This is a genomic window from Paenibacillus sp. JQZ6Y-1, from assembly GCF_040719145.1.
Lineage (GTDB): Bacteria > Bacillota > Bacilli > Paenibacillales > Paenibacillaceae > Saccharibacillus > Saccharibacillus kandeliae.
In genome coordinates, this window is sequence record NZ_JBFDUZ010000001.1 from 551,081 (window position 1) to 565,380 (window position 14,300).

The following is a 14,300-nucleotide window of genomic DNA, read 5'->3' on the forward strand; positions in this document are numbered from 1 at the left end:
ATAGCTACGTGTGAAATATAGCTATGTGCAGAGAATGGTATGCATCTATCCAGTGTTGGCGTTACCGTTCACACGGATTCATCATACCAGTCGAAAATTCCAGTCAATCGACTTAGTTGCCGATGACAGTTAATTCTTTCGGGAACGAGGACAGCACATCGACACCTGTTTCGGTTACGATCACATCATCCTCAATTCGTACACCACAATGTCCGGGGATATAAATGCCAGGCTCCACTGTAAATAGCACACCGGATTCCAGCAGCATTTCGTTGCCGCCATGCACGGACGGATATTCATGCGTATCCATACCAAGCCCATGACCCAGACGGTGAATAAAGCGATCACCGTAGCCTGCTTCCGTAATCACATCACGCGCTGCTTTGTCGATGGATGCAAAGGTCACACCCGGACGGGTAGCAGCAATCGCGGCTTCATTGGCGGCAAGAACGGTATTGTATACTTTCGCCGTCTTGTCATCCACATCGCCCAGCGCAAAGGTACGCGTAATATCAGAAGCATACCCATTGTAAAACAAACCGAGATCGAACATCACTAGCTCGCCGGTTTGCAGCTTGCGACTACCTGGCACGCCATGCGGCAATGCTGTATTGGGACCGGATAATACCATTGTGTCAAAAGCGGCTTTTTCAGCACCAACTTTTTTCATCTGGTATTCTAGCTCGGCAACAAGGTCAATCTCCGTCACGCCAGCACGCACGCTGGATAGACCGCGACGCAGTACTTCTTCAATTTTTTGAATCGAAACGATCATACGCTGTACTTCTTCCGGCGATTTGCGGGAACGCATGCCGTTGAGCAGACTGCCGATGTCGCTGTAGCTTTCAGCGCCTAGCTCGGCAGACAGCTGTTCAAAGCGTGCGACCGACAGATGTTCCTTCTCCACGCCTAGCTTACCGATACTGCCTTTGACACACTGTTTCAGGCGTACATAGGGATTGTCGGTATCGGTGTGGGTTTCAATACGTTCAACAGTCGACACGCTGCGTGCCTTGTCTTCGTCCAGAGCGGGCAGCAGAATAAACGGCTCGTCTCCATCTGGAATAAATAAGCCAAGAAAACGCTCATGTGGATCGCTCGCAAATCCAGTCAAATAATATACATGCTTCGGATCGGTAATCAGCAGGCTATCCAGACCTGCCTGTTTCATCAACCCGCGCAGGGTAGCAATTCTATCGTCCATCGGTTAGCAGCTCCTTTGATTGCTGTATCGTTATACAGATTCTGAGTAGATATCAACTCTTCTATTGTAGCGCGTTCACCGAATGAACGAAAGTCGTCTACTCTGCGATCAGCTGGCAGCAGTCAATGCGGACTCAATATCTTTGATTTGCTCCAGATGACGCTGTTCATGCAAACCGACAAATTCGCTCCACTCTTCCAGTGTGAGCGGACCAAATACAGGATGATTCATCGTTTTTTGTTTCAATTGCTCTGGATCGGCGGTTTCCAGTACTTGCTCCAGACGGCTACGCGAACGATCCAGACGCGTATGCAGCTCCTGCAAGGTGGCATGCTTATCTGCAGGTACAAGTTGGGAAGGGGCTGGGATTTTGCGCGAACGATCCAGTGTCAGGTAAAAAGTAGGCGTCTCGCCGCCTGCACGCGACAATGGCGGCGGGGTCGGCTCATCCTGCTGTAATGTAGCAGTTAAACGCTCAGTGATGGCAGTTTCCATAAGATACATATGCTCCAGTACCTGCGCAATGGTCCATTGATCAGGCTGAGCATGTTCATTGAGTATCGTCTCATCCAGAGTATCGACAAAGTTCCAGACTTGTTCACGAACAGAAATAGTATGAGGATGAATCATAACAATACCTCCTTGGGTTGGTGATACAGATCAAGCTCGGACATCCAATACTGTCCACAGAGAGCAGCACGGATTATAATTGCAGAGTACCCCGTTCGATGAAGCATTGAAACGCGGATGTGTCTTTCCAAGCTGTTATAAAGGATTATACACCATCTATCACGAATAGAACTGTGACCGCTTATATGTACATAGTGCAGCATTAACAATCGTTTACCTATCTTCCGCTTATACCGTGGTTGCTGCTAAATAATTCAATACTGCTGCAATCAGGGTAATAGGGAGAAGCAGACCCCCAATAATCGTAAAACGAAATGTGAAGGGAGCATGATCATGACATCAATGGAACCCGGTCAGCCGGACTCGCAGCAACAGCGTGAAATGGAGGAAGACTACGGCTATGCCGCCATTTACACTGCCCAGCTGCTTTATAAAGAAAAGCCAGTCATCGACCGTGAAGCATTGTATGCCAAAGTGTTGGAATATACAGGACCTGTGCGTACAGCTGAGGATTTGGAAGAAGATGCAGAAGAGACGCTTGCCGTCTGGGAAGCACGCAATGAAGCAAGCAAACATTCCGAAGAAGATCAGGAAGATCATTATCACTTCTTCCATCTCAATCATACATTAGAATATCAGGAAGGCTCGATGCCAGTACAAACGGTATTAATGCCAGCAACAACCGCTCCTTTGCCATCTATGTACGAGACGGCGATTCAGCAATCTTGGCATTGGCCAGAGGCGGGAGCTGTCCTAGAGCAGTGTAGCTATGAATTGCTGCTGACGGATATGATGGCAAGAGGCATGCCACCACAGCAGCGTTTATCGCTGTTTAACAAGGTGATGCGTGCAGTATTGGAGGTGGCTCCATGTGATGCGGTGTACTACAATGCCAGCGATAAGATCGTCTCAGCCGATGCATTGTTGCAGGCGCTAGAGCAGGATCAGCAGCTATATGGCGCGCTGAATATCCGGCTGTACAGCATTCCGTCCGACGAAGAACGCCGTGAAATGGTGATGGACAGCTGTGGATTATCCGCATTAGGCGTACCGGATGTACAGTGTCATTTTTATGATATGGAGCCAGCGGAAGTGGCGCAATTTTTGATGAATGTAGCGGATTATATTTACCATCAGGGAGACATTATTGCCGACGGAGAAACGATTGGAATGCAGGAGGATCAGCGCTGGAGGGTGGAGCATCAGTATTCACTGGTTGCGCCGCGCCGAGTTGTGCTTGATCTGGACCCGGGTCAAACTTATTATGCCGGTCATCAGCAATCTGGACATTCCGGTGGTGGACAGGAACAGGTTTAATTCATGGACTATTATCGATTACGCTTTGAAGAAAGTGATGAAAATTATTATTTTGAGGTGGACAGCGAGCGTACCGTCTTGCGTCAAGTAATTGAGGACGAGGAGCGCTGGGTCGTTTCCTGTCGCCCGGATGAGGAGCTGCATTTCTGTCTGTATGATCAGGAGTTTGATCAGAGTATGGACGATGCGGAGGGCGAGGATATTTCGCGTGAGCAGTTTGAGCAGGTATGGACTCAAGCAACTGCGTCTCATCGACGGGCTTGGGAAAAGACCAAAGCCAAATTCCAGTTTGGCGATGTGGTGAGTGGGATTATTGAGGTCTTTTATCCACAGGGCGTGATTGTGAGTCTGCCCAATGATGCGTACGGTATTATCGATGATCGCGAATGCAATGCTGCTGTGCCGCCAGAAACACGCTATCCGGGTTATATGGTCAAGGCGGTAGTTACCGGTTTGGACGAAGTGAATATGTGGCTACGTCTGTCGTGTCATTAGACGTAAGGACAGAAGCAGGGGAATGATAAAGTGAGAACACTGATTTCAATAATTCAACCTCGGCTGGAGCAAGGGCAGCTGTTGTCGGACGGATTATGGGAACTGTTAGATCAGCAAGCGTATCTGGAATACCGGGACAGTGCTGATTTTGATACGGCTTGGATTCATGCGTATCAGAAGCTGCATCGTGACGGTCTGAAGCCGGTGGAGCAGGAACAGGTGACCGAATGGAGTCGACTTGCTTTTGAACAAGTGATTCGAGGCTCTGGCAGCGCTGATTTGGCTGCGTATATCGCAGATGATGTGGATCTGATCTTCTGCGCGTATCTGCTGGGGTTAGAGGATGAATTTGTTCACTGGCTGGCAGCTTGTTATGCAGAGCAGCGTCTACCTGCTTGACGGATACATGAGAACAGTAAAATAGCATATCTGTATGCCAAATACGCCGTGCACCCGTTATCGGGCAGCACGGCGTATCATTTGGTTAAACACTTCCGATAGCACCAGACCGAGCGCAATCGAGCCGGATAGCATGGCAGCCTGCGCAGCCAGTGAGGTGGCAGAAGCATAATCATTTTCTACAAAATGGCGCATGGAATTGTACGCCAATCCGCCCGGAACGAGCGGAATCACACCAGCAACGCTGAAGATGATGACCGGTGTCTTATAAATGCGTGCGAAGATCTGACTGATCCCACCGACGATAAAAGTGGCGAACAGCGTCGCCGCAATCGGATTCATATGCTCATACAGCAAAATATACACCATCCAGCCAAGCATACCGGAGATTCCGCATTGCAGCAGCGAACGTCGCGGTGCGTTGAACAGAATGCCGAAGCCAGCGGAAGCGATAAAGCTGGTCACAAGCTGAGCCAGCATGTACATAATAACCTGCCTTTCTGTCCAGACCTGCTGGAGCTACACAAATGTCAAAATAATCGCTACACCTGCACCGATGGCAAAGGCGGTTAGCAGGGCATCTGCGCCTTTGGAAATGCCGGATACGAGATGACCTGCCATCAGATCGCGAATCGCATTGGTAATCAGCAAACCCGGAACCAGCGGCATGACAGAGCCGATAATAATTTTGTCCAATTCGCGTCCAATATGAAACTCGACAAAGATCGAAGCCAGCAGTCCGATACAAAAGGCAGCCGACAATTCAGCGAAAAACTTCACCTGTACCCATTTGTGCAAATAAAGGGCTGCGGTATAGCCGAAAAATCCGGCGATCACAGATGGGATAAAGTCTGCCCAGCTGCCTTGAAACATAATCGTAAAGCAGCCACTGGCAATGGCAGCAGCGAGCATTTTGAGCCATGTCGGATATTCGGGCGGTCCTGCCTCGATCACCTTCAGTAGTGTATACGCCTCGTCCGCACTCAGTTCGCCGCTACTGATGCGGCGCGAAATATCGTTGACCTGTGCGATTTTATGCAAATCGGTTGTTCGCTCATCTATGCGTACCAGTCGTGCGCTCTCAGCACCGGTCGTGGAAAACATGATCGCTGTCGGCGTTACATAGCTATGCGCGCCGGGCATGCCATACGCATCGGCGATCCGGTTCATCGTATCCTCCACGCGGTAGGTCTCGGCGCCGCTTTGCAGCATGATTTGCCCTGCCAGCATACATGTATCCATAATCTCGTTAATCGCCCGGCTGAACGTTGACGGTTGATCCAAGCCTATTCTCCATCCTCTCCTGAACATTCATCTATCACATTATGCGTGATCCTTCACAATCATTCAATCCTTAGAATGAACAAGTTATTGTAAAAAGACCCATCTTGCTGAAACATATACGCAAATCCTTGAAAATAATCATTTCCTACATGGGATGTAAACAATCGCTGCGATATTCCCCAATTTTTCTCACATTTCTTGTCCAAATTCAAAAAAATGTATGATTTTTTTAGGAATATCCAATAAAAAATCTTTCTTCTTGCAGTCAGAGGGGTATAATGTTATGTAATCCACAACATCCAGCGAACAAGGGAGGAAAGAAAGATGGACAAGGTGTTACATGAGAGTAAGGTACTGGAGGAAGTGTTCAAGAGAGGGTTTCACCTAGAGCAGGTCAAATTCCGCAGAGGCCAGAGACGCAATCTTGCTTTTTATACCGAGTCTATCGGGGAACTGCGCGTGACTACAGGCAAAATCGTGGCCGATGATCCGTATAGCCTCATCGAATCAACCCCATTTGTGCAGGAATTCCCCACAGGATCTTTCCCTGTAGAGCTGTCGATTGCCTGCATTACCGATCCAGCGGAGCAACGAGAGAATCGCCAGACTCCCGTGGATGAACGGGTCGCTTTTGCCCGTGTGATATTCAGTGATGCACCAGTGGCACGCTGGGAAGGCGCGGAGCGCGAATTTAGCCCCGATGCCGATCCGAACAATCTGTATGAACAAGCACGTTGGGGATTTGCCGTAGATTCTGGTACTGGTAGCTATCTGGATGCTCGCACCTATCGCTGGCTCGCAGAGCAGCAGGAGCTGGATAATCCAGAATTAGCGCAGGAGCTGATGGACGCTTGGGAATCGGCAGCTATTGAAACGTTCCGTCCAAGCCGCAGTTGGCTCGTAACAGAACTGGATACTGGCGACAATATGGCGCTGTTTTCTAGTGGATTTGGTAATGGTGTGTATCACAGCTATATCGGCTATGCCGCCGATGGCAGCTGCGCCCAGCTGGTGACTGATTTTAATGTATATCCCGACTGACGACGACGTATAAGAGATCATAATATAGCCCTAACCTAAATAGGCACCGCTGGAGAAGTGATTCATCCGGCGGTGCCTGTTGTAATAACTAGCATAGCCACTAACAATAGATTTACATGTTATGGAGAGGAGAGTTGAAGATGAGTAATCTAGATAGAGCCATTATTGTTGCAACACGCGCCCATTCCGGTCAAATGGATCGTGGTGGTCAGCCGTATATTTTGCATCCATTACGGGTAATGTTGAAAATGAGTTCCGAGGAAGCACGGATTGTCGCTGTTCTGCACGATGTGCTAGAGGATACCGATGTAACCGCTCATGATCTCGCTGCCGAAGGCTTTTCTGAGGAAATCGTAGAGGCGGTGCAAGCGATGAGCCGTCGCGAGGGTGAGGATTATCATGACTTCGTGCGACGTGCCAAACAGAATTCAATCGCCCGTACTGTGAAGATTGCCGATATTGAGGATAACATGGACCCGTCGCGTAACACCGAACCATCTGTCAAGGATATGGAGCGGTTGAGCAAGTATGGACGTGCGCTCGATGAATTGATGACGGAGACGCAAGGTGCGCATTGAGTTGATGATACATCGTTCATAGGAAGAGAGGAGAGCTACGCCATGACAGGCGTAGCTTTTTTTGTTATCACTTTTATCTTTTCTAATTTATGTATAAATTTGATGAAATTTCGACTTTGTACGACAAAAACCATCTAATAAAAGCCCTCAACTCATCCGATAAGTAATTAAATAGTTGTTTCGTTAATTATTTATATTTTATCGGTCAAAGGGGTTATGAGGAGTATGAAGAAACAGAAAGAGAAGACAACGGCCAAAAAAGTCATCCATCTTGCTAGCACATCCATTTTGGCTACTGGGCTCGCCGCTGCACCGAGTATGACACAAGCACAGAGCGTGACCACATCGTCTGGAGCCTCTTCCACTTCTTACAGCGTGAGTACGGATCAGCCAACAGTATATACCGGTGATTCTATCGCTTATTTTAAGCAGCAATTTTTCAAAGGATCATCCAAGCTGACACATGGCGAGAGCGGTTCTGTTCCCATTGCTCGCGCGATGAGCTTTGCTGTGAAAAAGTCGTCTGTACTGACCGCTCAATTGCAGGCAAGCGACGAAGATAGCGATGATGAATTGACTTACTATATCGGCAGTCAACCTGCTTCGGGAACGCTGACACTGAATGCAAATACTGGTGACTTTACGTACAATGGCGATAGTGCAGGCACGTATACCTTTACCTATTATGTGACCGATTTGCAAAATCATACATCCGACCCGGCAACCGTAACAATTGAAGTGAAAAAAGATAAAGACAAGGATACAACCTCATCTCGTTCTTCATCTACACCATCGACCCAGCCACAAACGACTACACCATCCAGCCCATCATCGACGACTACATCGCCTACCAGTGGTATTACCACCATCGATGCGGTTCATTCCGATAGCAGCACCGACAGTGCACGCACACGCGGTGCAGCAGTACTGACTCCACAGTCAAGTGATCAGCAGGCAGTATTGAATGTACTGACCGATCAGATTCGTCAGTCGGTAAACGATTCTCAACCAAACAAAACGGTAACAATCGATGCCTCTGCAGTGAAAGGTAAACAGCAGTATCAGATCAATTTCAGTGGTGCTGTTGTGCAAAGCCTGTTGTCCAAGCAAAATGGTTTTGCGGTGAAAACCGGTGATGTTAGCATCTATATTCCATCCGTTGCCTTGAACAAGCTAGTACAAAACGGAGGGCTAAATACATCTGATCAATCCAACTGGATGATTAGTGCACAAAAAGTCTCCACTCCTGCTGCCAATATGGCTGGCGCAGTTAATGGTACGGCGTATCAGGTGAGTGTACAGGTTGCGAATGGGGATCAACAAACAACGGTCACCGATTATGCCAATCGTTATATCCAACTTAGCGTAGCTGTACCAGATGTCAGTGGAAATAGTAGTGATTATGTAGGTATGGCGACCGATTCCAACGGCAATTCGTATGTCGTACCCGTTACCTTTGATGAAAATGGCAATGCCTCTGTACATGCACTGGCAAGTGCAACATTGCAAATTGTCAAAGCAACACCACCGACTGCCAACAGTAGTGATTCCTCTGAGCTGCAATTGCTAAAACAAAAACAAATCGTACCACAAGCACAGCAGGTAAATGTCAGCGGTAATTCTGCAATGACACGCGGCGAGCTAGCGCAATATCTGGCGTCTGCGCTAGGTATTAACACAAGCCAATCGACAGCCACTTCATCATTTGCCGATCTGGCATCCGATACACCGGAAACCCGTGCAATTCAAGCATTGTCTGCAACAGGTATTTTGAAGGGCATCTCTGGCACGGAGTTTGCACCGGATCGTGTCATCAGCCGTGAACAGTTGGCTATTATTCTGACACGGGCTGCCAATGTATATGGATTGGGTGGAGATACAGCAGCAGGCTCAACCATACCAACAACGACCAATACAGCAGCCAGCCAATGGGCAAAAGCCGAACTTCAACAAGCGTTGAACGATGGTAATGACTCTGGTATTGTGTCTTCTGGCGATTCAGCACTGACCGCCAATCCTGTTGTCACGCAAAACGAAGGAGCCTCCACACTCGTAAAATGGCTGCAAAACAACAAATTGCTGAATCAATAAACCATGCCATTGAGTTTTGGGAAGAAAAGAGTATACAGAGCAATACTCAATTGCGACCATAACTGATAACCGAAAGAGCCTCTGCAATGTTGATTGTATTCAACAGCAGAGGCTCTTTTTATGAAATGAGATATATTCCACGTATATTCGCGATCTTACATGGTCTATTTGACAATAGAGACCACTAAAATCGAAAGCAATCAGAATCAATATGATCATTAATCAGAACTGCAATAAACTCCTAGCTATTGTAGCGGAATCAAAGAGAGAGCATAAGGTACAGCGTACTTTGCCACTTCAAACGCGTGGAACGAATTACCGATTCGGTTGAAGTTCGCTTCAAACAGCCAAATATTGCGCTCGCGGTCAATGCCAATGTCAATTGCTACTTCTGGGAAGCGTCGTTTCAGTAGCGGCTCTAGATAAGCGGCGACACCTATAGCTAGCTCGCGAATACGTTGGTCCATCGTGCCGCCCTGCTTTTCTCCATATTCCAGATTGAGAAACCAATCCCATTTGGTGGCTACCCTCAGCGTTTGCTCATGATTGGTCACTTTGCGATAAGCCGATACCGCCACATAGGGTTGCACAAAGGCAACGTCCCACTGACCATCGGCAATCTTCATCACATGTGTTCGCAGGTGAAACGGATAATCCTGCACAGTGGAGCTATTCACAAATCGCTGCAAAATATAACCTTGTCCAATCGTCATCGATACGAATTGCTGTAATTGCTGTGTATCCAGCTGGTGCAAATACGACTGGTCATACACTTCATAACCACCGTCGTCCAACTGCCGAATATTGAAAATATGTTGTCCATGCGATCCGGTGTCCGGCTTCAACACCGTATATTGATGCTTTTGGATAAACTGGATAATATGTTTGGGATGGACCGATTCATGAAATGGAATCAAGAGCGATTGCAACGATTCTGGTGCTTTTTGTAGTAAACGGTAAATATGCATCTTACTCATGGAGCCACTTTTCAATTCGTGGGTGGCAGGGATATGCGCCAATTCGGCGTACATACGTGAATAAGCAGCGATACCACGTTTTTTCAAACGATCAAACAGTACATCAGGATACGGACAATCATATGCTACCCAACGCGAATATTCCCATACATAACCAAGCACCCGTTGTTGGGGATAGAAAATATCGCTCGCATATATACGTACCAGCACGGCATCATGCAATCGGGCAACTGCCGAGCATGCTTCAATAAACAGATATTCCGTATCATCCGCCTGTTGCAGGGAGAGCAAGCCAATCACCTGATGATCCGTCGACAGCTTCGGCAGTGAATCCAGCAACCGATGACGTTGGGATACATAGGCGGCATAAGCGACTGCATGTTCTGCACGCTCCCGTTCATGCTCACGTGTTTGTGGTGCGGTATTCGCTTCGTAAAACCACCATTTGCCTTGCCGATCTAGCGCTAGATCAATGCCTAGCTCATCTAGCGGATAATCATAGAATGAATCAATATCATGTGCCAGCTGCAAGCCAATGTCTGGCAAACGGGCAATATAATCGTCAGCATGCTGTGGATGCTGCTGCTTGATCCATTGTGTCCATTCTGCAGTCGCTCCGCCCTGCTCCAGATTGCTTGTTACTGCGCCAGGCTCTCCATAACGCACATACAGTCTTGTCAATTGCAGGGTGCCCTCATGTCCACGCTGCACATGAATGCGAAAATCAAATGGACGTCCATCTTCGGTGATACTTTGAATATACGGCTGCATCAGATACGTTTGACGCTCCAATAGTGGCTCGGCAAGTCGACGCAATCCATCCAATTCCAAAATCAATGACGTATTACCGGTTTGCCAGCTATAACGATCATTGTCGGTTAAGCGCACTCGCACAATATGCTGTCCTTGACGTCCTTGATCTGGCTTCAAGATCAAATCGCGCTGCTGCTCCAACAACTGGAGTACACTGTCGATGCCGGTGCAGACTGTGGTGGGAACAATCCAATCACTCCATTGCGGTAGCTCACTCAGCATGTGCTGCACCTTTTGCTTGGCATGAATCGGATGAGATGTAAAGGTGACAAGTCGATTCAAACGCTGTTCCGCAGGAGAACGTTCGGCAGGTAAGCGCGCCATTTCGTTCATGACAATCTCAGGCAATGGGCAGGAACGTAGCAACCAATTTCCCTCCTGCTCTGGATCGGGAATCATTGCCTGCACGGTTCGCTTATCTAGATCGATACCATCTTCATCAAAAAAGAGCAGCTGTATATGTTGTTGCTGTGCCGCTTGCACAAGCGCTTCTACCCGTCCGGCAGGTAATATATTCAAAGGATGTACCGGATGATAAACCCCGATGTCCGTCATAAGCATTCTCCTCCATTCAAATCAGGCATCTTCCTACAGGCAGGCGTTGCCAAGTGCTATGTAAGCGCAGGATGGCGGATCATTTGAGTGTTATCAATCATCGCTGCTAATATCATTGGATACAGTAAAGGAGAGCATTCCGCTCTCCTTTTCCCATCTGATCCAGTTGATCGCGAACCTGCATCGTTGTACCGATACAAGTACCCTATTTATTTTACATCTGCCGGATAAACGAGCCCCAGCTGCTTGCGTGCTTCTTGCATAATCTCTGCCGTAATCAGCGAGCTTTCCCAAGAGGCGATCTCAGATTCCTGACGCCCTTCGGCGATTAGATCAAGGAATTCGCGGATTTCATAATACATCGGCGGCTCGTATTGAGTCACATGCAGATTCTCGGCAAACCCGCCGCGATAGGTCATCACGATTTGATTGGGTTCGCTAATTTTGTCGATGCGGATACTGCCCAACTCACCCTGAATTTCGGATGGCAGGGAAGAGTCGGTGATTTTGGAATACATGACAACTGCATCCATATCATCGTAGGAAGCGATAATGCTGCCTTCGCCGTCAACGCCCGATTCCAGCATGACACCAGTAGCGCGTATTGTATTCGGGCGACCGAACAGCACTGCCAGCGGATAGATACAATACACACCCAGATCCATCAGCGAGCCGTTGGAAAATTCGGGACGAAACGCATTTTGAATATTCCCTTCTTTGTAGGCATCATAACGGGATGAATATTGACCATAATTGGCAAAATAACGTCGAACCTGCCCCAGCTTAGGCAGACTATTATGCAGTGCTACAAAATTCGGCATGAGCGCGGATTTGATCGCTTCCATCAGCGTCACACCATTGCGGCGTGCTGCATCGATCATGCTTTGCACTTCTGCTACATTGGATGCCAGCGGCTTCTCGCATAGCACATGCTTGCCATTGTCCATACATTGAATCGCTTGCTCTGCATGCAGCGAGTTGGGACTAGCAATATAAATAGCGTCCACATTGCCGCTATCCAGCATCTCCTGCAAATCGGTGTAATGATGCGGAATGTCGTGTTTCTGTCCAAATTGCGCAGCCCGTTCATCGGTGCGCGAATACAATGCAGTCAGTTCAAAATCGTCATTGCGTTTTGCAGCCTCAATAAAACGCTCTGTAATAAAGTTTGTGCCAATGATACCAAAGCGGACCATACCATCGCCCTTTCTGTAGTGTATAGATTGGAGTGGATCGCTAGCGGATTAGATGGTTGCCATCAGCAGAAAACGATGCTGCCTGACATCCCAATATCCGTGCGATTGCATGTACACATGAATGGAATACAGTGAATTCATATACAATTCGGGCGTAAACCCGTCGATCTGCTATTCCATTGCTTTTTAAAAGTATCTTCAATGTGGACGATACCTTATGTTTCGTATACTACCCGTTTGCTACTGTGATGCAGCGAAATATCTTCATCCACACCAACAAGCCTCGCAAACTACTTCTCTATTATAACTGAGTAAACTGTACGCTGACAAAGTGTTATTTGGTACCGTTTTCGGCAACGCTCCAGACCAAGATAGAAAAAGCTGATACAACCTCCTATTTCATCATAAATTTCGATAAGCTACGCCGTACAAATCTCTTCTTTTCATATTGAATAAAATGATCAATGCTGATAAAGTTCATTCATAACTTAGTATTAAGGTAGGAATTGTTGGTTAGGGATGTTATGGATGGATGAACCGAATGGCTGGGACAGGCAATCAAATGACAAAGATGGGGTGTTGGATTTGAAACAGACAAAAGCATATCCACAAAAAGGCAGGTTTTTCCGTATTCAAACTGCTGGCGTATTGTCAGCCATACTTTTATTCACGTTGGTTTTAAGTGCTTGTGGAAATGGCTCCACTGACAGCAATGCTTCTTCTGGTAGTGATGGCAAAGGTTCGGTCGAGCTGTTGAATGTATCCTATGATCCGACACGCGAGCTGTACGAGGAATATAACAAAGCATTCCAGACGTACTGGAAAGGCAAAACCGGTCAGGATGTCACAATCAAACAATCGCATGGTGGTTCTGGCAAGCAGGCACGCGCCGTGATCGACGGATTAAAAGCCGATGTCGTTACGCTAGCATTGGGCTATGACATTGACGCCATCGCTGACAAAGGGCTGCTGCCTACCGACTGGCAAAGTAAATTTGAGCATAACAGCTCGCCTTACACATCGACCATTGTCTTTCTAGTCCGCAAAGGCAATCCCAAAGGCATCAAGGATTGGAACGATCTGATCAAACCAGATGTACAGGTAATCACGCCGAATCCAAAAACCTCTGGTGGTGCACGCTGGAACTATTTGGCGGCATATGGATATGCGCTAGAGCAGAACAACAATGACGAAACGAAAGCAAAAGCATATCTGTCCGAGCTGTTCAAGCACGTACCAGTACTGGATACAGGCGCACGCGGCGCCACTACTACCTTTGTCGAAAAAGGCATTGGCGATGTGTTAATCGCATGGGAAAATGAAGCGCTGCTGTCGCAAAAGGAACTGGGACCAGATCAATTCGAGATTGTGTATCCATCCATCAGCATTCTGGCAGAGCCGCCAGTAGCTGTCGTCGATAAAGTGGCTGAACAGCATGGCACACAGGAAGTAGCAAAGGCATATCTGGAATACCTCTTCTCGGATGAAGGACAGGAGATCGCTGCCAAAAATTTCTATCGTCCGATTAACCAAACGATTGCTGCCAAGTATAAGGATACATTCAAGGATATGAAGCTGCTAACAATTGACAAGGATTTTGGTGGCTGGAAAAAAGCACAGGAAACGCATTTCAACGACGGTGGCGTATTTGACCAGATTTATACACCGGGTTCCTAATTCCTACTAGAAGATGATCCATAGATCGCGATATAGCTGAGCA

The 14,300-nt window shown here is 47.6% G+C and carries 13 protein-coding genes; 7 read left to right on the forward strand and 6 right to left on the reverse strand.

Annotation, left to right across the window (positions count from 1 at the left end):
- Positions 1 to 112: 112 nt before the first annotated feature.
- Both ABXR35_RS02445 and ABXR35_RS02450 read right to left on the reverse strand, forming a co-directional pair.
- Positions 113 to 1,204 carry a M24 family metallopeptidase gene (locus ABXR35_RS02445; protein WP_367054954.1) on the reverse strand — a complete coding sequence of 364 codons (1,092 nt, stop codon included), beginning with the start codon at positions 1,202 to 1,204 and terminating at the stop codon, positions 113 to 115.
- A 108-nt stretch (positions 1,205 to 1,312) separates the two neighbouring features.
- A complete protein-coding gene (locus tag ABXR35_RS02450; protein ID WP_367054957.1) occupies positions 1,313 to 1,834 on the reverse strand; it encodes a DinB family protein in 522 nt (173 codons plus the stop codon).
- Positions 1,835 to 2,167: 333 nt separating this feature from the next.
- On the opposite strand from ABXR35_RS02450, the gene ABXR35_RS02455 reads away from it, so the two are divergent.
- The 3 genes from ABXR35_RS02455 to ABXR35_RS02465 are packed head-to-tail and all read left to right on the forward strand — an operon-like array spanning position 2,168 to position 4,045.
- On the forward strand, positions 2,168 to 3,151 hold the full coding sequence (locus tag ABXR35_RS02455) for a DUF4261 domain-containing protein (RefSeq protein WP_367054960.1): 984 nt from the start codon (positions 2,168 to 2,170) through the stop codon (positions 3,149 to 3,151).
- A 3-nt stretch (positions 3,152 to 3,154) separates the two neighbouring features.
- Entirely contained in the window at positions 3,155 to 3,646 is a 492-nt protein-coding gene (locus ABXR35_RS02460) for a hypothetical protein (RefSeq protein WP_367054963.1), read from the forward strand.
- 30 nt (positions 3,647 to 3,676) lie between these two features.
- On the forward strand, positions 3,677 to 4,045 hold the full coding sequence (locus tag ABXR35_RS02465; protein ID WP_367054966.1) for an immunity protein PIM1 family protein: 369 nt from the start codon (positions 3,677 to 3,679) through the stop codon (positions 4,043 to 4,045).
- A 57-nt stretch (positions 4,046 to 4,102) separates the two neighbouring features.
- Here the strand turns inward: ABXR35_RS02465 and ABXR35_RS02470 are convergent, their stop codons facing one another.
- Together ABXR35_RS02470 and ABXR35_RS02475 are read right to left on the reverse strand one after the other, a co-directional pair.
- On the reverse strand, positions 4,103 to 4,525 hold the full coding sequence (locus ABXR35_RS02470; protein ID WP_367054969.1) for a threonine/serine exporter family protein: 423 nt from the start codon (positions 4,523 to 4,525) through the stop codon (positions 4,103 to 4,105).
- A 39-nt stretch (positions 4,526 to 4,564) separates the two neighbouring features.
- A complete protein-coding gene (locus ABXR35_RS02475; RefSeq protein WP_436669345.1) occupies positions 4,565 to 5,335 on the reverse strand; it encodes a threonine/serine exporter family protein in 771 nt (256 codons plus the stop codon).
- 318 nt (positions 5,336 to 5,653) lie between these two features.
- Between ABXR35_RS02475 and ABXR35_RS02480 the strand changes: the two genes are divergently transcribed.
- The 3 genes from ABXR35_RS02480 (at position 5,654) to ABXR35_RS02490 (ending at position 9,039) form a co-directional block, all read left to right on the forward strand.
- Positions 5,654 to 6,370 (forward strand): DUF4241 domain-containing protein, encoded by a 717-nt coding sequence (locus ABXR35_RS02480; RefSeq protein WP_367054972.1) that lies wholly within the window; start codon positions 5,654 to 5,656, stop codon positions 6,368 to 6,370.
- 140 nt (positions 6,371 to 6,510) lie between these two features.
- A complete protein-coding gene (locus ABXR35_RS02485; RefSeq protein WP_367054975.1) occupies positions 6,511 to 6,948 on the forward strand; it encodes an HD domain-containing protein in 438 nt (145 codons plus the stop codon).
- Between the two features lie 225 nt (positions 6,949 to 7,173).
- Positions 7,174 to 9,039, forward strand: coding sequence for a cadherin-like domain-containing protein (locus ABXR35_RS02490; protein WP_367054978.1), 1,866 nt, complete (start codon positions 7,174 to 7,176; stop codon positions 9,037 to 9,039).
- 245 nt (positions 9,040 to 9,284) lie between these two features.
- Here the strand turns inward: ABXR35_RS02490 and ABXR35_RS02495 are convergent, their stop codons facing one another.
- Positions 9,285 to 11,384 carry a YheC/YheD family protein gene (locus ABXR35_RS02495; RefSeq protein WP_367054981.1) on the reverse strand — a complete coding sequence of 700 codons (2,100 nt, stop codon included), beginning with the start codon at positions 11,382 to 11,384 and terminating at the stop codon, positions 9,285 to 9,287.
- A 209-nt stretch (positions 11,385 to 11,593) separates the two neighbouring features.
- Positions 11,594 to 12,580, reverse strand: a complete 987-nt coding sequence (locus ABXR35_RS02500) for a Gfo/Idh/MocA family protein (RefSeq protein WP_367054984.1) — start codon at positions 12,578 to 12,580, stop codon at positions 11,594 to 11,596.
- Between the two features lie 585 nt (positions 12,581 to 13,165).
- On the opposite strand from ABXR35_RS02500, the gene ABXR35_RS02505 reads away from it, so the two are divergent.
- Complete coding sequence (locus ABXR35_RS02505) at positions 13,166 to 14,257, forward strand: sulfate ABC transporter substrate-binding protein (RefSeq protein WP_436669312.1); 1,092 nt, start codon at positions 13,166 to 13,168, stop codon at positions 14,255 to 14,257.
- The last annotated feature ends 43 nt before the right edge of the window (positions 14,258 to 14,300 follow it).

What these genes read in the sequence shown, in the direction of transcription:
- ABXR35_RS02495 (WP_367054981.1), bottom strand. Translation starts at nt 11,384, where the DNA reads ATGACGGACATCGGGGTTTATCATCCGGTACATCCTTTGAATATATTA.
- ABXR35_RS02470 (WP_367054969.1), bottom strand. Translation starts at nt 4,525, where the DNA reads ATGCTGGCTCAGCTTGTGACCAGCTTTATCGCTTCCGCTGGCTTCGGC.
- ABXR35_RS02455 (WP_367054960.1), top strand. Translation starts at nt 2,168, where the DNA reads ATGACATCAATGGAACCCGGTCAGCCGGACTCGCAGCAACAGCGTGAA.
- ABXR35_RS02490 (WP_367054978.1), top strand. Translation starts at nt 7,174, where the DNA reads ATGAAGAAACAGAAAGAGAAGACAACGGCCAAAAAAGTCATCCATCTT.
- ABXR35_RS02500 (WP_367054984.1), bottom strand. Translation starts at nt 12,580, where the DNA reads ATGGTCCGCTTTGGTATCATTGGCACAAACTTTATTACAGAGCGTTTT.
- ABXR35_RS02485 (WP_367054975.1), top strand. Translation starts at nt 6,511, where the DNA reads ATGAGTAATCTAGATAGAGCCATTATTGTTGCAACACGCGCCCATTCC.
- ABXR35_RS02445 (WP_367054954.1), bottom strand. Translation starts at nt 1,204, where the DNA reads ATGGACGATAGAATTGCTACCCTGCGCGGGTTGATGAAACAGGCAGGT.
- ABXR35_RS02450 (WP_367054957.1), bottom strand. Translation starts at nt 1,834, where the DNA reads ATGATTCATCCTCATACTATTTCTGTTCGTGAACAAGTCTGGAACTTT.
- ABXR35_RS02460 (WP_367054963.1), top strand. Translation starts at nt 3,155, where the DNA reads ATGGACTATTATCGATTACGCTTTGAAGAAAGTGATGAAAATTATTAT.
- ABXR35_RS02480 (WP_367054972.1), top strand. Translation starts at nt 5,654, where the DNA reads ATGGACAAGGTGTTACATGAGAGTAAGGTACTGGAGGAAGTGTTCAAG.